The sequence below is a fragment of the Streptomyces sp. NPDC107765 genome, from assembly GCF_055657085.1.
This window is the reverse complement of record NZ_JBVKBL010000018.1, coordinates 1-14,926: the sequence shown is the minus strand read 5'-3', so window position 1 is coordinate 14,926 and position 14,926 is coordinate 1. Positions and strand designations below refer to the sequence as shown.

Below are 14,926 nucleotides of genomic sequence, written 5' to 3'. Positions count from 1 at the left end.
ATTTGCTCGCTGATCGTAAGCGGGTGTCCCCGCTGCAGGAGCCCATAGGTTCCGGCACACAGTCATCGATCGCGATACCCGAGGTACTTCCGCCCCGAGACAGGCAAGGAACCCGACCGGCATTACAAGGGGCGTCGACCCGTCAGTTCCTGCCACACGTCGCATGCGTCGTCGAGAGCCGCCCGAGCCTTCGGTAGCTGCGGATCGCTGCCGTGCCGGGCGCGCATCTCTTCCATCAGTTCCCGCGCCGTCTCCACCGGTTCGGTCGCATCCTGAGCCTCACGCAGCTCGGCCTCAAGCTTTTGGATATCGACATCCCGAAGCGCCTGGAGCTGGTTCGCTGTCACGGCCGCATTCTGAAGCCGCACGCTGAACTGACGCACTGAGTCTTCGGGGAATTCATCCCCCGCAAAGCGCTCCAGACGCTCCTGCCCGTCAGGCTGGGGGTCAGGTACACGTACGACACGTGGGTGGAGCGGGCCAGATCGAACCGGACCTGCAAGCCGGCCAGCGGTACCTCGTCGTCCCCGACGAGGAGCGCGTGCTCGTGCAGAGCGATGTGGCCCAGCTGATCAACATGATCCCCGCGGTCCGGCGTGCGCAGTTGCTGCAGCTCAGCCTCCACACGGGAGATCCGGTTCCGGTACGCCTTCTCCGCCCGCCTCACGGCTGTCTGGGCCTGCCGCAGCTCTCGGCGAGCCGTGCCCTTCAGCTGCCGCACAGCACCGCGGGCAACGTCCAGGGCTTCCCGGTCCGCCCTGTACTGCTCATGGAAGGCGTAGGCCCAGCCGCCCGGGAACTGCGCGAGCCGCCAGAGCACCCAGCCTACGCCGAGAACCACTACGACGACGAGCCACCAGATCGCAGACATGTGACCTCCCCCGCTACGCCTCGCGGCCGCACGGCCACAGTCAACAACACCAATAGCGGCGGGAGTTGCTGCCGGTCAACCCGACCTTGCCTCGAACACGCGACGCGCCCGGCAGACCGGGCGTGGTCGCCTTCCGCAGCTTCGGATGCTGCAGGGCCCCGGGCAGCGGCTGAATATTCGGCGCCGGCGCCCAGGGCGCTGCTTTCCCGTGACGTCTCGAAAGTCTGATGACGTTGGCGGTGACGTGACCGTTGTGAGCGGATTCTCGGATTGCCTGCGGTGTGGTCCGGGACGGAGGAAGAATCGCTTCCGTATCTGTGACAAGGGGGCCGATATGATGACGTCTTTGCTCAAGGGCCAAAACGCTGCCCTCATGGCGGGGCAGGTTACCTTCACCGTTGCCGCGGCGAATCCTGAGGTGGACGTCTCGGCGCTGTTGCTGGGCAGCAACGGCAAGGTCCGCAGTGACAACGATCTCGTCTTCTACAACCGCCCGGCTCAGGACGGTGTGCAGGCTTCGGGCCACACGGTGACCGCTGACCTGGACCGGATTCCCTCCAGCGTGGCCACGGTGGTGCTCGTCGCGAGCGTCGACCCGCTTCAGCCCGGGGCAGTGTTCACGACCTCGCCGCAGGTGAGCATCACTCAGGCCGGCACAGCTTGCATGGCTTTCATGGCCCCCGACTTCACTGCCCGCGAGACAGTCGTCGTGCTCGCTGAGCTCTACCGCCGCGGTGACGGCTGGAAGGTCCGCGCCGTGGGCCAGGGCTACGCTTCCGGACTCGCGGGCCTCGCCACCGACTACGGCGTCGATATCGACGACGATGCTGCCACCACTACCCCGTCCGCCAGCGCGGTACCTGCACAAGCAGGGCCCGCTGCAGGAGCGACGGTCAACCTGTCCAAGATCCAGCGCCAAGCCCCTGCCTTACTCGAGCCGGCTCGGCAGGCCGGGCAGGCCCTTGTGAACGGAGGCATCGCCAACCGGCGCGCCGCGGTCTACCTGATCCTCGATCACGACTATCACATGGAAGAGACGTACGAGTCCTTCGCCGTTCAGGCCTTCGCCGAGCGAGTGCTGGCGCTCTCGGCCAACCTGGACGACGACGGCACGGTCCCGGTGGTCTTCTCCAGCGGGCGGGAACCGTTCCTCGAGGAGATCCGGCTGGACAACTACCGCGGCCGTATCGGGCAGCTGCACACCCAGGTCGACTGGGGCTGGGGCAACGTGGCAGACGCCATGCGTCGTACGGTCGTCCATTACCAGGAATCAGGTGCTTCCGACCCCGCCTTTGTGATCGTTCAGGTCGGCGACGAGCCCTGGGACAAGTCCGATGTGCGCTCCCTGCTGCAGAACACCGCCACTTTGGGGGTCTTCTGGCTCTTCGTAGGCTTCGGCCGCGGCAAGCTCGCCTTCTACAAGAACCTCAACGCCTCCGCCTCGGCGTCCTTCAACAATGTCGCTTTCTACGACGCCAGCAAGAACCCCGGGTCCGTCCCAGGCGACCGCTTCTACACTGGCCTGGTCGAAGCGTTCGGCAAATGGATGAAGCCGTAAGCCACGAACGGTATGAACTGTGCGGGGAGCCGCGAGGCCTCGGGTTTGGTGTCAGTCTGCGAGGATGCCCCGAGTGGCTCAAACAACGCAGCCCTCTGGTACGTCCTCTCTGCTGAGGTAGCCCTGCATGACGGTGGTCGAAGTTCCCCCACCCAATGGCCAGGACAAGCGGCCGTTGTTCCCTGACCAGGTGCAGGCGGTGCAGCACGCGGTCAAGCAGCTGCGCCGCCCCGGAACACGGGGGCTGTACGTGGCGGCGACAGGGACAGGCAAGACGCTGGTGTCCATCCGGGCCGCCGACGAACTCCATGCCCGCTTGGTACTGTTCGTCGTGCCCACGCTGGATCTGGCCGCGCAGACCGCGCTGGCGTGGCGGCGGGATGGCCACGGCGAGCACATGGTGATCGTCTCCTCGATGGACGCGGCCGGCCGGGAGGATCTGGCCGCGGCGCGGGTCGGCTCGACCATCGACGCGACCTCGCTGGCCGGGCTGATGTCGGTCGTGGGGGAGGGGGAGGACCAGATCCCGGCACTGACGGTGGTCTGCACCTACGACTCCCTCGACAAGATCGAACAGACGCAGAACACGCGGTATACGGTGCCGCCGTTCGACCTTGCGATCTTGGACGAGGCGCACCGGATCGCCGGCCGCGCGGACAAGAAGTGGGCCGTCGTCAACGACGCCACCCGGATCCATGCGGATCGCCGCCTCTACATGACCGCCACCCCGCGGACCTTCGGCTCGCCGGAGCTGGCGGAGTCCGCCGACATCACCCGCCCACGCCGCAGGCGCCCACAAGCCCCGGACCTCGACGCCTTCGCCAACTCCATGGACAACGAGGCCGTCTACGGCAAGAAGATCTTCGAATACCCTCTCGCAACCGCGGTGGCCGACGGCCGGGCAGCTGACTACCGCATCGTGGTGCCCACCCTCACCGACGCCGACCTGCGCACCACCCTCAACCTGCCCGCCCCCGGCACCACCAGCGAGAGCGACAACACGGCGCAAAGCGCACTGCGCACCACCGCCCTGCACCTGGCCGTCCTGCGCACCATGAGCGAGCACCGGCTGAAGAAGGTGCTGGTGTACTTCAACCTGGTCTCCGACGCCCGCCGCTTCGCCCGCGAGCTGCCCCACACCCTGCGCCTGCTGCGCCGCACCGCGCCCGAGCGGTGCCCGGACATCACCCCGGAGCTGTTCTTCGCCCACGGCGACCACACCCCCGCCGAGCGCGCCGACATCTTCGCCGACTTCGCTGCCGCTTCCTGCGCGGTCCTGGCCAACGCCCGCCTGATCGCCGAGGGCGTCGACATCCCCAGCGTGGATGCGGTGGCCTTCGCCGACCCCACCCGCAGTGTCATCCGCTGTACACAGGCTCTTGGCCGCGCCCTGCGCCTGGACGTCTCCGGCAAGACAGCCAGCCTGATCGTCCCCGTCTACGTTCCGCCCGGCGCCGTCCCCGAGGACATCCTCGGCACCGCGTATGAGCCGGTGTGGGCGATCGCCATGGCGCTGGCCAGCCACGACCACCGCATCTTGGAGAGGCTGCCCGACAAGGCCAACCGCCTCCCTCGCGAGACCAGCGACGTCATCGAGCGCCGCTGGCACTTCGACTTCACCGTCCGCCCCGAGCGCATCGCCCGCGCCATGGACCTGGCCAGCTTCGATCCTCGCGACCAGACCATCTCCCGCTCCCGCCGCCTCGGACTCGCCGCCGCCCAGGCTTTCCACGACGCCTTCGGCCACCTCGACGTCCCCGCCGACCACATCGACCCCACCGGCTACGAGCTCGGCCGCTTCATCACCACCATGCGCGACGCCGCGACGGCCGGCCGCCTCGAGGCGGACTTCATCGCCGAGCTCGACGCCCTGAACATGATCTGGGACAAGCACGACGCCGCCTGGCGCGCCCGCATCACCGCTGCCGCCGACTACCACGCCGCCCACGGCCACCTCGCCGCCCCCGCCACCACACCCGTCGGCGCCTGGCTCGCCGAACAACGCCACCTCGCCACCAAAGACCAGCTCGACCCTGCCCGGGCCGCCGACCTGGCCGCCCTCGATCCTCACTGGCGGCTGCCCCACGGCGCGGACTGGCACCGCAAATACCACCTCCTCCACGGCCACCTCGCAGCCGGCCACGACCCGGCCGCTCTCACCCGCGACACCCTCCTTGGCACGGTGAAGATCGGCTCCTGGCTGCACCGCCAGCTCACCACCTGGCACGCCCTCCACCCCAGCCAGCAGCAACTCCTGTCCGGCCTCGACCTGACCCCCGAGACAAACCCGCTCGCCCCAGCCCGTCGCACCCGCCGCAGCTTCGAGCAGACTGTCCAACTCCTGGAACTCTTCCTCCACCGCGAACGCCGCGCCCCCGCCGCCCGGGCGACGATCTGCGTCGACGGCGAGACGGTCAAGATCGGCGCCTGGCTCGCCAAGACCCGTACCAAGCACCGCGCCGGCCAACTCCCCGACGCCCACGCCCGCCTGATCGCCGCCCTGTTCGACGGCGACTGGACCGATGACACCGCCACGCCTGCCACCCTGGCCTGAGGCAGGCCACACCTGCGCTCCAGGCCCGCGCGGGCTCAGGGTGGGGGTGGCGGTCCCGCACAACGTGCGAGGGAGCGCGGGACCGCCCGGCCGCGCTGTCCTGTCACAAGCGGCTGTGTGCCGACCGGAGTGTTCACGAGAGTGCCTGGCCTGGGGCTTCTGGCGGCCTTGAAGATCGTTTCCCGGTTGTTGAGTGATCGTTCTCCATTACCTGTGCCCGGCAACTATGCTCTGCGAGCAGGCGAGGTACGGGGGAGGGGCAACGCGTGCGCCGCAAGGAGTTAGTGACAGGTGTGTGGGCGTCGGTGGCGGTGATCGCCGTACTGCTGTCGGCGGTGGGATGCGGAAGCAGCGGAGCGACGCCTGGCAACAAGAACCACGGCACACACGCCACCACTCCGGACCTGGCGACGGCCCTCGACTCTTCGAAGCTCAAGCGGGCCCTTCCGGATTTGCAGAGCATGCCCACCGGTTGGAAGGTCGGAGCAACACCTCTCGGTGCCCGCGACTATCCCAAGGACGCGCCATGCCGCAAGCCCCCCGCCACCTGTGCGGGGATGGCAAGCCACGGGGTAGTGCAATACGACAACGCGGACAGCACAGGCAATGTCTACATTGAACTCACTGCGTACGAGGACAGGGAGGCTGCTCGGGCCGGGTACAAGAGCCGCAGTGCCTCTTACGCCGACGACAAGGACCGTGAGATCTCCATGCCCAGGGTCGGCAATGCCAGCGTGGCACGCGCAGGAGGCGGGTTCCCCGGGAAGCCGTATGCATCGATGGTGATGCGGGTCGGCACGGTGGTGGTCGCGATGGCCTATACCCATGAGCCGAAAGCTGATCCACAGGCCCTGCTGTCCGTGGCCCGGATGCAGGCCAAACGGATCGAGCAAGCTCAACAGGGCGAAACTCCCACCGCAACCGCTCGCCACTGAGCAGAACGCCCAGAGGCTGAGTCGGCGAGTCCTCGACCGCACGGCGGGGGATGCCGCCGCGCACACCACCGGCTCCGAGAAACCGCCGGCCGAGTGACGACAGAGTGCCGGAGACAGCGCTGGGTAAGTCTGGCGAGGCTGCGTAGCCTCTATCGAACGTGCATCGAGTGCGGGCGCTTCAATTGAAGCGGTTGCTGCCAAGGTTCTGGCGGACGAGGCGCTCGCGCCGCCTTGCACAAGCCGCGGGCCATACTGTCCTGCAGCGAACCGGTTGGCTGTGCTCCTGCGTGGCGGCATCATCGGGAGATGGACGACGTCGACGACTCAGCCCCGCCGCCTGATCTCACGCACGCCGAGGCCGCGGCGACCCGTCCGGTCCAGGCCGTCCTGCGCTTGGCGGCGCGGCGCCGGCGCGCCCTGGACGACCACATGTTTCGCCCACCCGGTATGTCGCCAGGCCAGGAGACCACTTTCCGGCTGCAGTTGTTCACCGCGCCCGGCACACGGCCGGTTGCGGTGGCCACGCAGACCCGGGGCGAGGGCATGGCTCTGACCAATGGCGCGGAAGGGTTCGCTGCGGCGGTGTGGCAACGCCACTGCCCCGATGAGGCGTTGCCGCCGGTGTGGATCCAGCGGCAGCTGACCAATGAGCCGGACCCGTGGCCTAAGGAGCGGTTCGAGCTCGTCACTTTCGCCGAGGCGCAGCCCTATCGGCTGCGCACGCCTGGCTGGCGGACGATCACGCCTGAGCAGGTGGAGGCCCTCGTCGGCTCGGAGGTAGCGACCGACCGCGGCAGCGGCTACGTGCCGCGGCCGGCCGAGCCGGAGCCGGAGGTGAGGTTCGAGGTGATGGCGGTCTCCCGCCTGGCGCGGCCGATGCCGTTTAGGGCACCTGAGTGCATGCCGGTCGGAATCGGATGGTGGCGGCGTGGGGTGCGTCAGCTCTGGCCGCGGCGCGGCGGGCGCGGGTGCTGCTGGTACCACGGCGGTGACTGGCACCAGGTCTGCACGATGGCGCGGCAGGTCCTGGCACAGGCCCTGGAGACCGGCGTGGGGGGCGAGGAGATGGAGGAGTTCGCCCGGAAGCATGCCCAGGCGGCCGGGGCTGGCCGTTGGCAGGTTCAGGCGCTGGCCACCTTGTTCAGCACGGCATGGGCGATCCAGCCCTATGAGGGCGGCTACGTCAACGGACAGCACCGGGCACAGGCGCTGATGGACGCAGGCGTGCGCCGCACGGTCGTGCTGCAAGACGTGGGGACACCTACCAGCTGAGGCCTGCGCAGCCATGGCCGCCGGACAGCTAGGGGGAGACGGGCGGCTATTGCGATCAGCGCAATTTTTTGCGACCATCGCAATATGAACTTGATCGGTGACATCGCAGCGATCCGTTACCCACTGCCCGTGCCGGGCTCGGTCACGCCGGCGGACCTGTACTTCGACGCCTGTGAGCAGGCCGAACACCTCCGAACCGAGGAAGCAGAGAGGCTGGAAGCCGCGAGCGACGGCCTCGACACCGACCCACTGCTCCTGGCCCTCGAAGACGCCAAAGCCCGGAAGGCGGAGGCGGATGCCGAGATTCGCCGACTCCTTGCCTACGGCCGGGAGTTCCACGGCCCCCGGGGCTATCCCCTGGAGACGCTGGCCCAGGCCAGCGGCCTGACGATCTCCGGCGTCCGCACCGCCTACGGAACAGACCAGATCCAACAGGTGGAGCATGCGGTCCGCCGAGAACCGAACCGGCGCACCGCCAAATCGTCCACCAAGGAGGCCCATGACGGATAGCCAGGACACCTGCCTCTGGGCGCGGCGCCGAACTCACCGCCCGCCGCCCGGACCTGGCCGTCCAGGCGCCGGGTATCACCGGGCCGGCCGCTCAGGTCGGCGTCCCCCACGATGTGGGAGAGGCCCGCGCCGCCGAGGCGGCGGGCACGGCGACTCAGCACAAGCTGGAGCTGGTCGAGCACAACGTGGTCTAGGCCCAGCGTCGCGAGCGGCCCAGGTGCGGTAAGCGCGGGGCGGGCCGCACTCACCCAGGCCGGGAAGGGCCTCGTTGCCGTCCGGCAGCTCGGTCATCCGTCGCTGTGGGTAGGGCGCGGAGCGCGACGTCGTACGCCATCGTGCCGAGGGCGAGGACCACGAGCGGCCACACGAGCGGGGATGCTGCCGGGATGGTGCCGTGGACCAGGGCCGCGCCGACGCTGCCGGTACCGAGTACCGCGGTGCAGGACGGGATGCTCGGCAGGGCGATCCGCAACACCACCTCCCGACGCCGGGCCGGGCGGGCTGAGACGGGGTTGAGGGCGCTCATCGGTCGCTCACCGTGATCCCCTCGGCCACGGCAGAGCGGTCGGTGATGCGCGCAGCGAGCCGCTTCACCTTCCGGCGGACCTTCTCGCCCTGGATCTCCGGCTGCGCAGCACCAGCGGCCATGGCCGCTTCAGACCAAGTGGTGACCCCAGGGGTGCCGAGGGCGAGAGTCACCTCTCGCTCGGCCGGAGAGAGGGCCTCCAAGATCGTGTTCAGGCGCGGGTCCTCGAAGCCGACCTCGACTCCGGTGCCGGAGGCGGCCTGCCCGGAGACCAAGTCGTACAGGGTCAGCCCGTCGCCGAGCGGGGTGTCGAGCAGCAGCAGCAGCCGCGAGTGGTTGACCTTGCGGCGCCAGACCGGGGTGAGCTGCCGGTGGATGACACTGGCCTCTGACCTCAGCTTCTCCAAGGCATCAGGGGTCAGGTGACCTTGGTCGTAGAGAGGGTCCGCCCAGTTGCCGAGCAAGGCGGTGGAGACCGGCTCATTCCATCCGCTCCACCTCCCCAGCACCTCCGACGTGAAGGAACGAATCGTGGCTCCGTCGCCGACGAGCGCGGCCTCGCGGGCGCTCAACGCCTGGATCACGTCGGGGACCGGGATGTTCAGAGACCGGAACCCGGACTCGATGGTCTGGTTGGCCGGGTGGTCGGCCCTGAGTACCGCCATACCGGTCGTGGTGGTGATCAACGTGGGAGGAACGGCACGGTCGAACGGCTCCGGAAGATCGAACGTGCCATCCATGTCGAAGGCGACACTCCCGTCCTCCCGAAGGGTCACGAGATCGCCTGTGTTCCCGGTCCAGCGGACCGGGAACAACGCCGTGACCGCCGCGCCGCTATCCGGATCCCAGTTGAACTCGTTGATCCGCTCCGCCAAGTCGGCGTGAACAGAACAGTCATCCTCGACCATGGTGTAACTGGGCGTCGGGTCCTCGGTGGCCATGGGTGCCTCCTTGTCGGGAAAATCCTTCTCCTCTCGGTCCCGGCACGGACCCCATCCGACAACGCATCCCCCGAATCTTCCTGTGATCCGCATCACAGGTGCTCCCGGGGCTTCCAGAACTCGTCGGAGCCGGCCGGCAGCCCTTCGAGGCGTAAGAACCGACCGATGCCATCCTGGCTTTGTTCACGGGAACCGGTTCTGGTCCAACTTCTGTGGTGTGCCTACTCACTGTGACTGTTGGTCTTACTGTTGGTCTCGCGAGATCGTCCGGAAACTGAGGGCGTCGACGCGTACGGGCAGATGGTTCTGGACTGTGCGCGAGGTACTGCTCCGGCTGGAAGAGATGCTCTTCCTGGCGGATCCGGAGATCAGGGTGGTGTCGGTGCAGGACGATGGTGAGGTGATCCGAGTCGGCGTCAGATGCCGGACGGATGGTGCTCGGTGCCCAGGCTGCGGAAGCTGGTCCGGGCGGGTACACGGTTCCTACCTGCGGTTTCCAGCAGATCTGCCTGTGGCGGGACGGCAGGTGGTGCTGCGACTCCGCGTCCGGCGCTTCACGTGTGAAGTCGTCTCCTGCGGGCGGCGGACGTTCGTCGAACAGGTCGCGGGCCTGACCCGGCGGTACAGCCAACGGACCGAGCGAATGCGGTCGGTGCTGGCCGAGATCGGCCTCGCCTTGGCCGGTCGCGCCGGTGCCCAGCTGGCCGACATCCTCGGGGTGAGAGCCAGCCGGAACACGGTCCTTCGTCTGGTCGACGCTCTCCCGGAGCCCCAGCCACAGGCCCCGCGCGTGGTCGGGGTCGACGAGTACGCGATGCGCAAGGGCCGTGTCTACGGGACCGTGCTGGTCGATGTCGAGACCCGCAGGCCGGTGGACCTACTGCCGGATCGCGAGTCAGGCACTGTCGCGGCTTGGCTGGCCGGTCACCCGGGGATCGAGGTCGTCTGCCGCGATCGCGCCCCGTTCTTCGCCGAGGGCGCCAGCATCGGGGCACCCACCGCGGTCCAGGTCGCCGACCGGTTCCATCTCTGGCGCAACCTCGGCGAAGCGGCCGAGCGGTGTGTCTCTCGCCATCGCTCGTGCCTCCGGGCGACCTTCGCCGAGCCGGTGCCGGAGCCTTCTCCGGCACCGGCACCGGCCGAGAGCGGGTCGCCATGGCCCACCGGGCACCGGTTCGCAGACCGCACCCGCGCCAATCACCCCACCGTCCACGCGCTGCTGGCAGCCGGCCACAGTCGACGCTCGATCCAGCGACAGCTCGGCATGACCTACCGCACTGTCCAACGGCTGGCGGACGCTGCGAGGCCGGAAGACTTGTTCCAGGGGCAGTGGCAGAGCCGCAGGATCAAGCTCGACGACTTCAAGCCCTACCTGCACGAGCGATGGACCGGGGGCTGCACGAACGCCTGGACCCTCTGGAAAGAGATCAAGACGCAGGGCTACACCGGCGGTTACGGAGCTGTCCGCGCCTACCTCCAGCCATTTCGCACAACCCCCGACCGCGCCGGCAGCCCGTCCGCCGTCCCCACGCACGGTCACCGGATGGATCCTCACCCACCCCGACACCCTGCCGGAGAGCGAGCACCTGAAGCTCAAAGCCGTCCTCGCCGGCTGCTCCGAACTGGATTCCCTCACCGGGCACGTCCGCGCGTTCGGGAAGATGCTCACCCAGCTCCAGGGCGACCGGCTCCCGCAGTGGATCAAGGCGGTCCGCGCCGACGACCTGCCCAGCCTCCATACTTTCGCCAACGGGCTCGAACGCGATCTCGCCGCCGTCACCGCCGGCCTGACACTGCCCTGGAGCTCCGGAGTCGTCGAAGGCCACGTCAACCGGATCAAAATGATCAAACGTCAGATGTACGGCCGGGCCGGCTTCGGCCTCTTGCGGAAACGAGTCCTGCTGGCATCCTGACCACCGCCTTTGTCGCCGATGTCGCCCTCAGGAGTCTTGTGCAGAGTGCTCAGAAGATTTCTGGAGCAAGTCGGCCGGGATCCGGCCCACGGCGATGGTGATCGCTTCGGCAGCTGTGGTGACGTGGTGCAGTGCGGGGCCGTTCCACCACTCTCTGATGGTGTATTCGCCAGTTCCCCGGGGTGAGCCGATCGAGACGAAGGGCGGGGAGAACGGGTAGTCGGGCGTCTTGGAGAAGCTCAGTGCCCAATGGCTCGTGAAGGGGTAGAGCTTGCGAAGCTTCGGTTCGGCGTGGGCGGACTCGATGAGCGCCTGGTACTGCGGCCAGTCGGCGTGATCAGCATCCTTCAGCAGCCACTGCCACTCTGAGGCGATGACGTCTGCGGGGTTGTTGTCGGGGACCTCGAAACGTCCGGTCAGGAGGTCAAAGGTCGCGGCCTGCCTGATCTCGTCGAGGCTGGCCCCCTCCGCCCAGCCGCGGATCACTTGGGGAAGTTCACGTATGTCCTTGGTGTCGCCGCAGATCATGAGCCTGTCGTTAGACGAGCCCCAGACGGTCCAGTTTCGCTCGTGATGCGCCGCCGCGATGTAGGACGAATGGCGATGTGGGACGACACTGGTGATCGTGGCATGACGCAGTGGATCGGACGGGGTGACTGACAGGGGAAGAGACATGCCTTGGTCAGCGGCTGCGGCTTGGAGTGCTGCGGCAAGGCTGCCGTGGGCGGCCACATCGGGGTAGAGGACGGCTGGGTCTGGTTCGCGACTCATGATGTTCCGATCCTCATGCCGGTGTTGCGCGCCGGGTCGGCCATCATAGAGGGCTGAAAGAGGAGGCGGACCTCGGGATCGGCCTGTCCTGAGAATTTACGGAGCGTCACCGTTTCACAGAAGTTGGACCAGAGCCGAAAAATAGCAGCAGTCCATGGGGCGGCCCGCCGCCCTCCGGGCGGCGGGCCGCCGAAAACCTGCATCCTCGGCGGGCTAACACGGGTCTGGGTCCGTGCAGCTCAGCTGTGGTTGATGCTGGATGCGACCTCGCGGGTCATACGTAGGTTGGGCAGCCTTCCTTGCCAAAGCTCTTTCTCGCCCGTGATCTTGAATCCGTGGCGTTGGTAGAAGCGGACCGCGCTGTCGTTGTAGTCAGTGACCCAGAGGCATATGGGTGCGGCTCCGGCCCAGGCGAGGAACTCGGTCATCATGCGGGCACCGAGTCCCTGGCTCTGGACGTGGTTCAGCAAATACATCGGTCCGAGGGTGACCACCTCGTCGCGGCGCCCACAGAGGACGCCGACAATTTCGGTGTCGGAACGGACAACACGGCAGAACAGCAGGTCCGGTTGCTGGTTCGCTGCCTCAATGAACTCCCGCCACTGGGTGATGCCTTCCACGGTGGCTGACGAGCCGCGATGCTCACGGATCCAGTCCTCGTCGATCCCTACCTCCGGGTTGGGGTATGTCTGCAGCCAGGCCCTCAGCACCAACGGCCCCAACCTCGCGGAGTCGTTCGGACGAGCGGCTTCGATCACGTAGGTCATGGCGACGATCCTCGTCGATCATCCACCGCCTCAGACCGCCCAGACGGACATCAACCGACCCTGGCTGGCTGCTCCGTTCGCGCCCTGGTACTGGCGAGCCGGTAGGAGCCGGTGCCGGTCTCGATGATCGCGCCGTTGAAGGTGAGCCGGTCGACGATGGCCGCGCAGAGATGGGGATCGGTGAAGGTCTTCGTCCACCCCCGAACGACTCGTTGGAGGCGATCGCGACGCTGTTCAGAAGCAGGGGATCCTGAGCCACAGCCCCTAGGGTTGCTCACGGCTCGCATCCACCGGCTCCCGGGCCCTTGCGGTTTGCTCACGCAGGGCGCGGGTCCACGTTTCCATGAAGCCAGCCGCGCCGGCCTCGTTTCCGGGGATCTGGAAGAGGCCCGGGTCCTCCGCGAGCTGCTCCATGAGCGTCTCGTACAGCCCGTCGAAGAGCGGCTCGAGGCAGACGGCCAGGCCCTCGGCGAAGTGCCTGACGGAGGCGCTCAAGGAGATGACGTGATCCAGGATGGGGAACATGCCCCCCTCGTCGATCTTCGCCCGCAGCGCGGCCAGCGCCGGAGTATCCGGCATGAACAGGGCGTGCATCGCGTACAGCCCGTAGAACATCCGCAGCCCGCCCAGCACCGTCCGGGCCCGCAGCAACTGCTCATCGCTAGCCTGCTGAACCGGTCTCAGCACGTCCGCGCGCTGCTGGAGCAGTCCCCAGTCCACCGGCGGACTCTCACCGCGTTCAACCGCCCCCAGCATCTGCGCCCAGTCCTCGGCAGTCAGCCCGAACCAGCCGTAGGCGGCAAAGGCCTCGGCCAGCGCATCCGCCCCCACCTCCTGCGCTCCCAGACCGATCGCCGCGACCAGGTGCACCAACCCCTTGAAGTCCGGGCCCTCCGGCACGTCCTCATCGGCCTCAAGCGCCGCGCGCACCAGGGCAGGATTCGCAGCACCGCGGTACGGTCGTGCCGCCAGAAGCCGGCCGGCGACCTCATACAGCGCATCGGCTGCCTCTTCACCCGCCCCCGCCGCACCGCGTGCGACTTCCAGCAGCCGATGCGACATCGTCCCCCGCAGCACCCACACCACGGCCTCACGCACAGCCGCCAGCGGCGGCTCCGGCACCGCTCCCGGCTGCGCAGCCGCGCCCGCCTCGGCGAACCACTCCAGCACGGCCAACCGCCGATCCCGCCCCTGGCGAAGATGCCGCGCCAGCACCGCCGCGCTCTCCACCACCACCGGATCAACCACGTCCACCACCGCCCCCCGGCCCCGCCCCAGCCCCCGCCGCCGATGCCGCGGCAACAGCCCCGCCCGCCGCCAGCTCTCCAACTGGCTGGCCGTCACCACCAGGCCACACGCAGCCAGTTCACGGATCACCTGCAGATCAGCCGGACTCGGCTCTCCTCGTGCCATGGCCACCATTACAACCCCGAGAGGTGCAATTTTCTGCGGACCCGCGGCTCTGGCTCACTGGTCTCGGCACCACCCAGACATCCACCCACTCCAAGAAGACAAAAGGCCCGCCCATGACCCCAGAGCACCGAAACCGCATCCGAACCAGGACCGCCGCCGGCCTCGCCACCGCGCTCCTCACCCTCCTCATCGCCAGCGCACTCCACCACCCCGGCCACCTGAAGAGCATCCTGCTCATCCTCACGGCCGCACTCGGCGCAACAACCGCCACCCTCGCCCTCGCCGCAGCCTTCGCCCCCACCACCGCCACCCGCACAGCGGCCCGCCACACCCTCGACCTCCTGCTGCGCCTCGTACCCTGGTACACACCCCGAAACTGACAACACGAGCGGTAGCAACAACCTGGATACCTGCGCAGCGAAGCGGAACTGACATCACCACACCTGCCCGGGACACCCACAGCGCAACGACCGTGATCTCCAAGCCGTCAGGCACCACCCCCGAATCCGGATCCACCAAAATTTTCACTCGAAGGAAACGGCTGATCCCACCCCGCCCACCCGCCCCTCTGTAGCCAGCCGCCCGCGAATGCGGGCCGGGTCCGGGAGCGCAGCGAACGGACCCTCAAGGCTTCTTCCAGGAGCGCAGCGACGAAGAAGCCGCCGGCTCGAAGCGCAAGCGGAGAGCCGGAAGGGCACTCACCCAACCTCCGGATTCAGCAAAAGTTCTGACAGAAGGAAACACAGGCTCGGAGCGCAGCGCAGAGCCAACTCCTCGCAACGCGAGGAGTTTCACTCCGTCACCCGCGCGTAGCGCGGGGCTTCGCTTCAACTCTCGTGCGCAGCACGAGAGTTCTCTGGAAGCCTGCGCAGCAGGCTTTTACCCGCTCCGCGGG

At 67.9% G+C, this 14,926-nt stretch carries 13 protein-coding genes and 2 pseudogenes; 8 read left to right on the top strand and 7 right to left on the bottom strand.

All coding sequences use genetic code 11. From position 1 onward, the window contains the following. Nucleotides 1-122: 122 nt before the first annotated feature. Together ACZ7MX_RS33100 and ACZ7MX_RS33095 are read right to left on the bottom strand one after the other, a co-directional pair. Entirely contained in the window at nucleotides 123-347 is a 225-nt protein-coding gene (locus ACZ7MX_RS33100; RefSeq protein ID WP_472137537.1) for a hypothetical protein, read from the bottom strand. After that, on the bottom strand, nucleotides 344-871 hold the full coding sequence (locus ACZ7MX_RS33095) for a hypothetical protein (protein WP_472137535.1): 528 nt from the start codon (nucleotides 869-871) through the stop codon (nucleotides 344-346). Before ACZ7MX_RS33095 ends, ACZ7MX_RS33100 begins: the two co-directional genes overlap by 4 nt. A 334-nt stretch (nucleotides 872-1,205) precedes the next feature. Between ACZ7MX_RS33095 and ACZ7MX_RS33090 the strand changes: the two genes are divergently transcribed. The 5 genes from ACZ7MX_RS33090 (at nucleotide 1,206) to ACZ7MX_RS33070 (ending at nucleotide 7,700) form a co-directional block, all read left to right on the top strand. After that, nucleotides 1,206-2,429 carry a VWA domain-containing protein gene (locus ACZ7MX_RS33090; RefSeq protein WP_472137533.1) on the top strand — a complete coding sequence of 408 codons (1,224 nt, stop codon included), beginning with the start codon at nucleotides 1,206-1,208 and terminating at the stop codon, nucleotides 2,427-2,429. Nucleotides 2,430-2,556: 127 nt separating this feature from the next. Beyond that, nucleotides 2,557-4,983: a helicase associated domain-containing protein gene (locus ACZ7MX_RS33085; protein ID WP_472137531.1), complete on the top strand. Its 2,427-nt coding sequence runs from the start codon at nucleotides 2,557-2,559 to the stop codon at nucleotides 4,981-4,983. 266 nt (nucleotides 4,984-5,249) lie between these two features. Continuing rightward, nucleotides 5,250-5,918 carry a hypothetical protein gene (locus ACZ7MX_RS33080; RefSeq protein ID WP_472137529.1) on the top strand — a complete coding sequence of 223 codons (669 nt, stop codon included), beginning with the start codon at nucleotides 5,250-5,252 and terminating at the stop codon, nucleotides 5,916-5,918. Between the two features lie 306 nt (nucleotides 5,919-6,224). Further along, the gene (locus tag ACZ7MX_RS33075) at nucleotides 6,225-7,190 is read left to right on the top strand and encodes a hypothetical protein (RefSeq protein WP_472137527.1); all 966 of its coding nucleotides are present in this window, start codon (nucleotides 6,225-6,227) and stop codon (nucleotides 7,188-7,190) included. An 84-nt stretch (nucleotides 7,191-7,274) separates the two neighbouring features. Next, nucleotides 7,275-7,700, top strand: a complete 426-nt coding sequence (locus ACZ7MX_RS33070) for a hypothetical protein (protein ID WP_472137526.1) — start codon at nucleotides 7,275-7,277, stop codon at nucleotides 7,698-7,700. 522 nt (nucleotides 7,701-8,222) lie between these two features. On the opposite strand, the gene ACZ7MX_RS33065 is transcribed toward ACZ7MX_RS33070, so the two are convergent. Further along, the gene (locus tag ACZ7MX_RS33065; protein ID WP_472137524.1) at nucleotides 8,223-9,167 is read right to left on the bottom strand and encodes a hypothetical protein; all 945 of its coding nucleotides are present in this window, start codon (nucleotides 9,165-9,167) and stop codon (nucleotides 8,223-8,225) included. Here ACZ7MX_RS33065 and ACZ7MX_RS33060 point away from each other — a divergent pair. Both ACZ7MX_RS33060 and ACZ7MX_RS33055 read left to right on the top strand, forming a co-directional pair. Next, nucleotides 9,166-10,197, top strand: a pseudogene (locus ACZ7MX_RS33060) (ISL3 family transposase); the annotation flags it as partial. The gene ACZ7MX_RS33065 and the pseudogene ACZ7MX_RS33060 overlap by 2 nt on opposite strands. Nucleotides 10,198-10,444: 247 nt before the next feature. Next, a complete protein-coding gene (locus tag ACZ7MX_RS33055; protein ID WP_472137741.1) occupies nucleotides 10,445-11,080 on the top strand; it encodes an ISL3 family transposase in 636 nt (211 codons plus the stop codon). 27 nt (nucleotides 11,081-11,107) lie between these two features. Here the strand turns inward: ACZ7MX_RS33055 and ACZ7MX_RS33050 are convergent, their stop codons facing one another. The 4 genes and pseudogenes from ACZ7MX_RS33050 to ACZ7MX_RS33035 all read right to left on the bottom strand — a co-directional run bounded on the left by ACZ7MX_RS33050 (nucleotide 11,108) and on the right by ACZ7MX_RS33035 (nucleotide 14,031). Continuing rightward, a complete protein-coding gene (locus ACZ7MX_RS33050) occupies nucleotides 11,108-11,851 on the bottom strand; it encodes a DUF6193 family natural product biosynthesis protein (RefSeq protein WP_472137522.1) in 744 nt (247 codons plus the stop codon). Nucleotides 11,852-12,090: 239 nt separating this feature from the next. Then, nucleotides 12,091-12,618 carry a GNAT family N-acetyltransferase gene (locus ACZ7MX_RS33045; RefSeq protein ID WP_472137520.1) on the bottom strand — a complete coding sequence of 176 codons (528 nt, stop codon included), beginning with the start codon at nucleotides 12,616-12,618 and terminating at the stop codon, nucleotides 12,091-12,093. 50 nt (nucleotides 12,619-12,668) lie between these two features. Further along, a pseudogene (locus ACZ7MX_RS33040) lies at nucleotides 12,669-12,853 on the bottom strand (ATP-binding protein); the annotation flags it as partial. 29 nt (nucleotides 12,854-12,882) lie between these two features. Further along, nucleotides 12,883-14,031: a hypothetical protein gene (locus ACZ7MX_RS33035; RefSeq protein ID WP_472137518.1), complete on the bottom strand. Its 1,149-nt coding sequence runs from the start codon at nucleotides 14,029-14,031 to the stop codon at nucleotides 12,883-12,885. A 113-nt stretch (nucleotides 14,032-14,144) separates the two neighbouring features. Here ACZ7MX_RS33035 and ACZ7MX_RS33030 point away from each other — a divergent pair, with 113 nt between their 5' ends. Next, the gene (locus tag ACZ7MX_RS33030; RefSeq protein WP_472137517.1) at nucleotides 14,145-14,411 is read left to right on the top strand and encodes a hypothetical protein; all 267 of its coding nucleotides are present in this window, start codon (nucleotides 14,145-14,147) and stop codon (nucleotides 14,409-14,411) included. Nucleotides 14,412-14,926 lie beyond the last annotated feature (515 nt).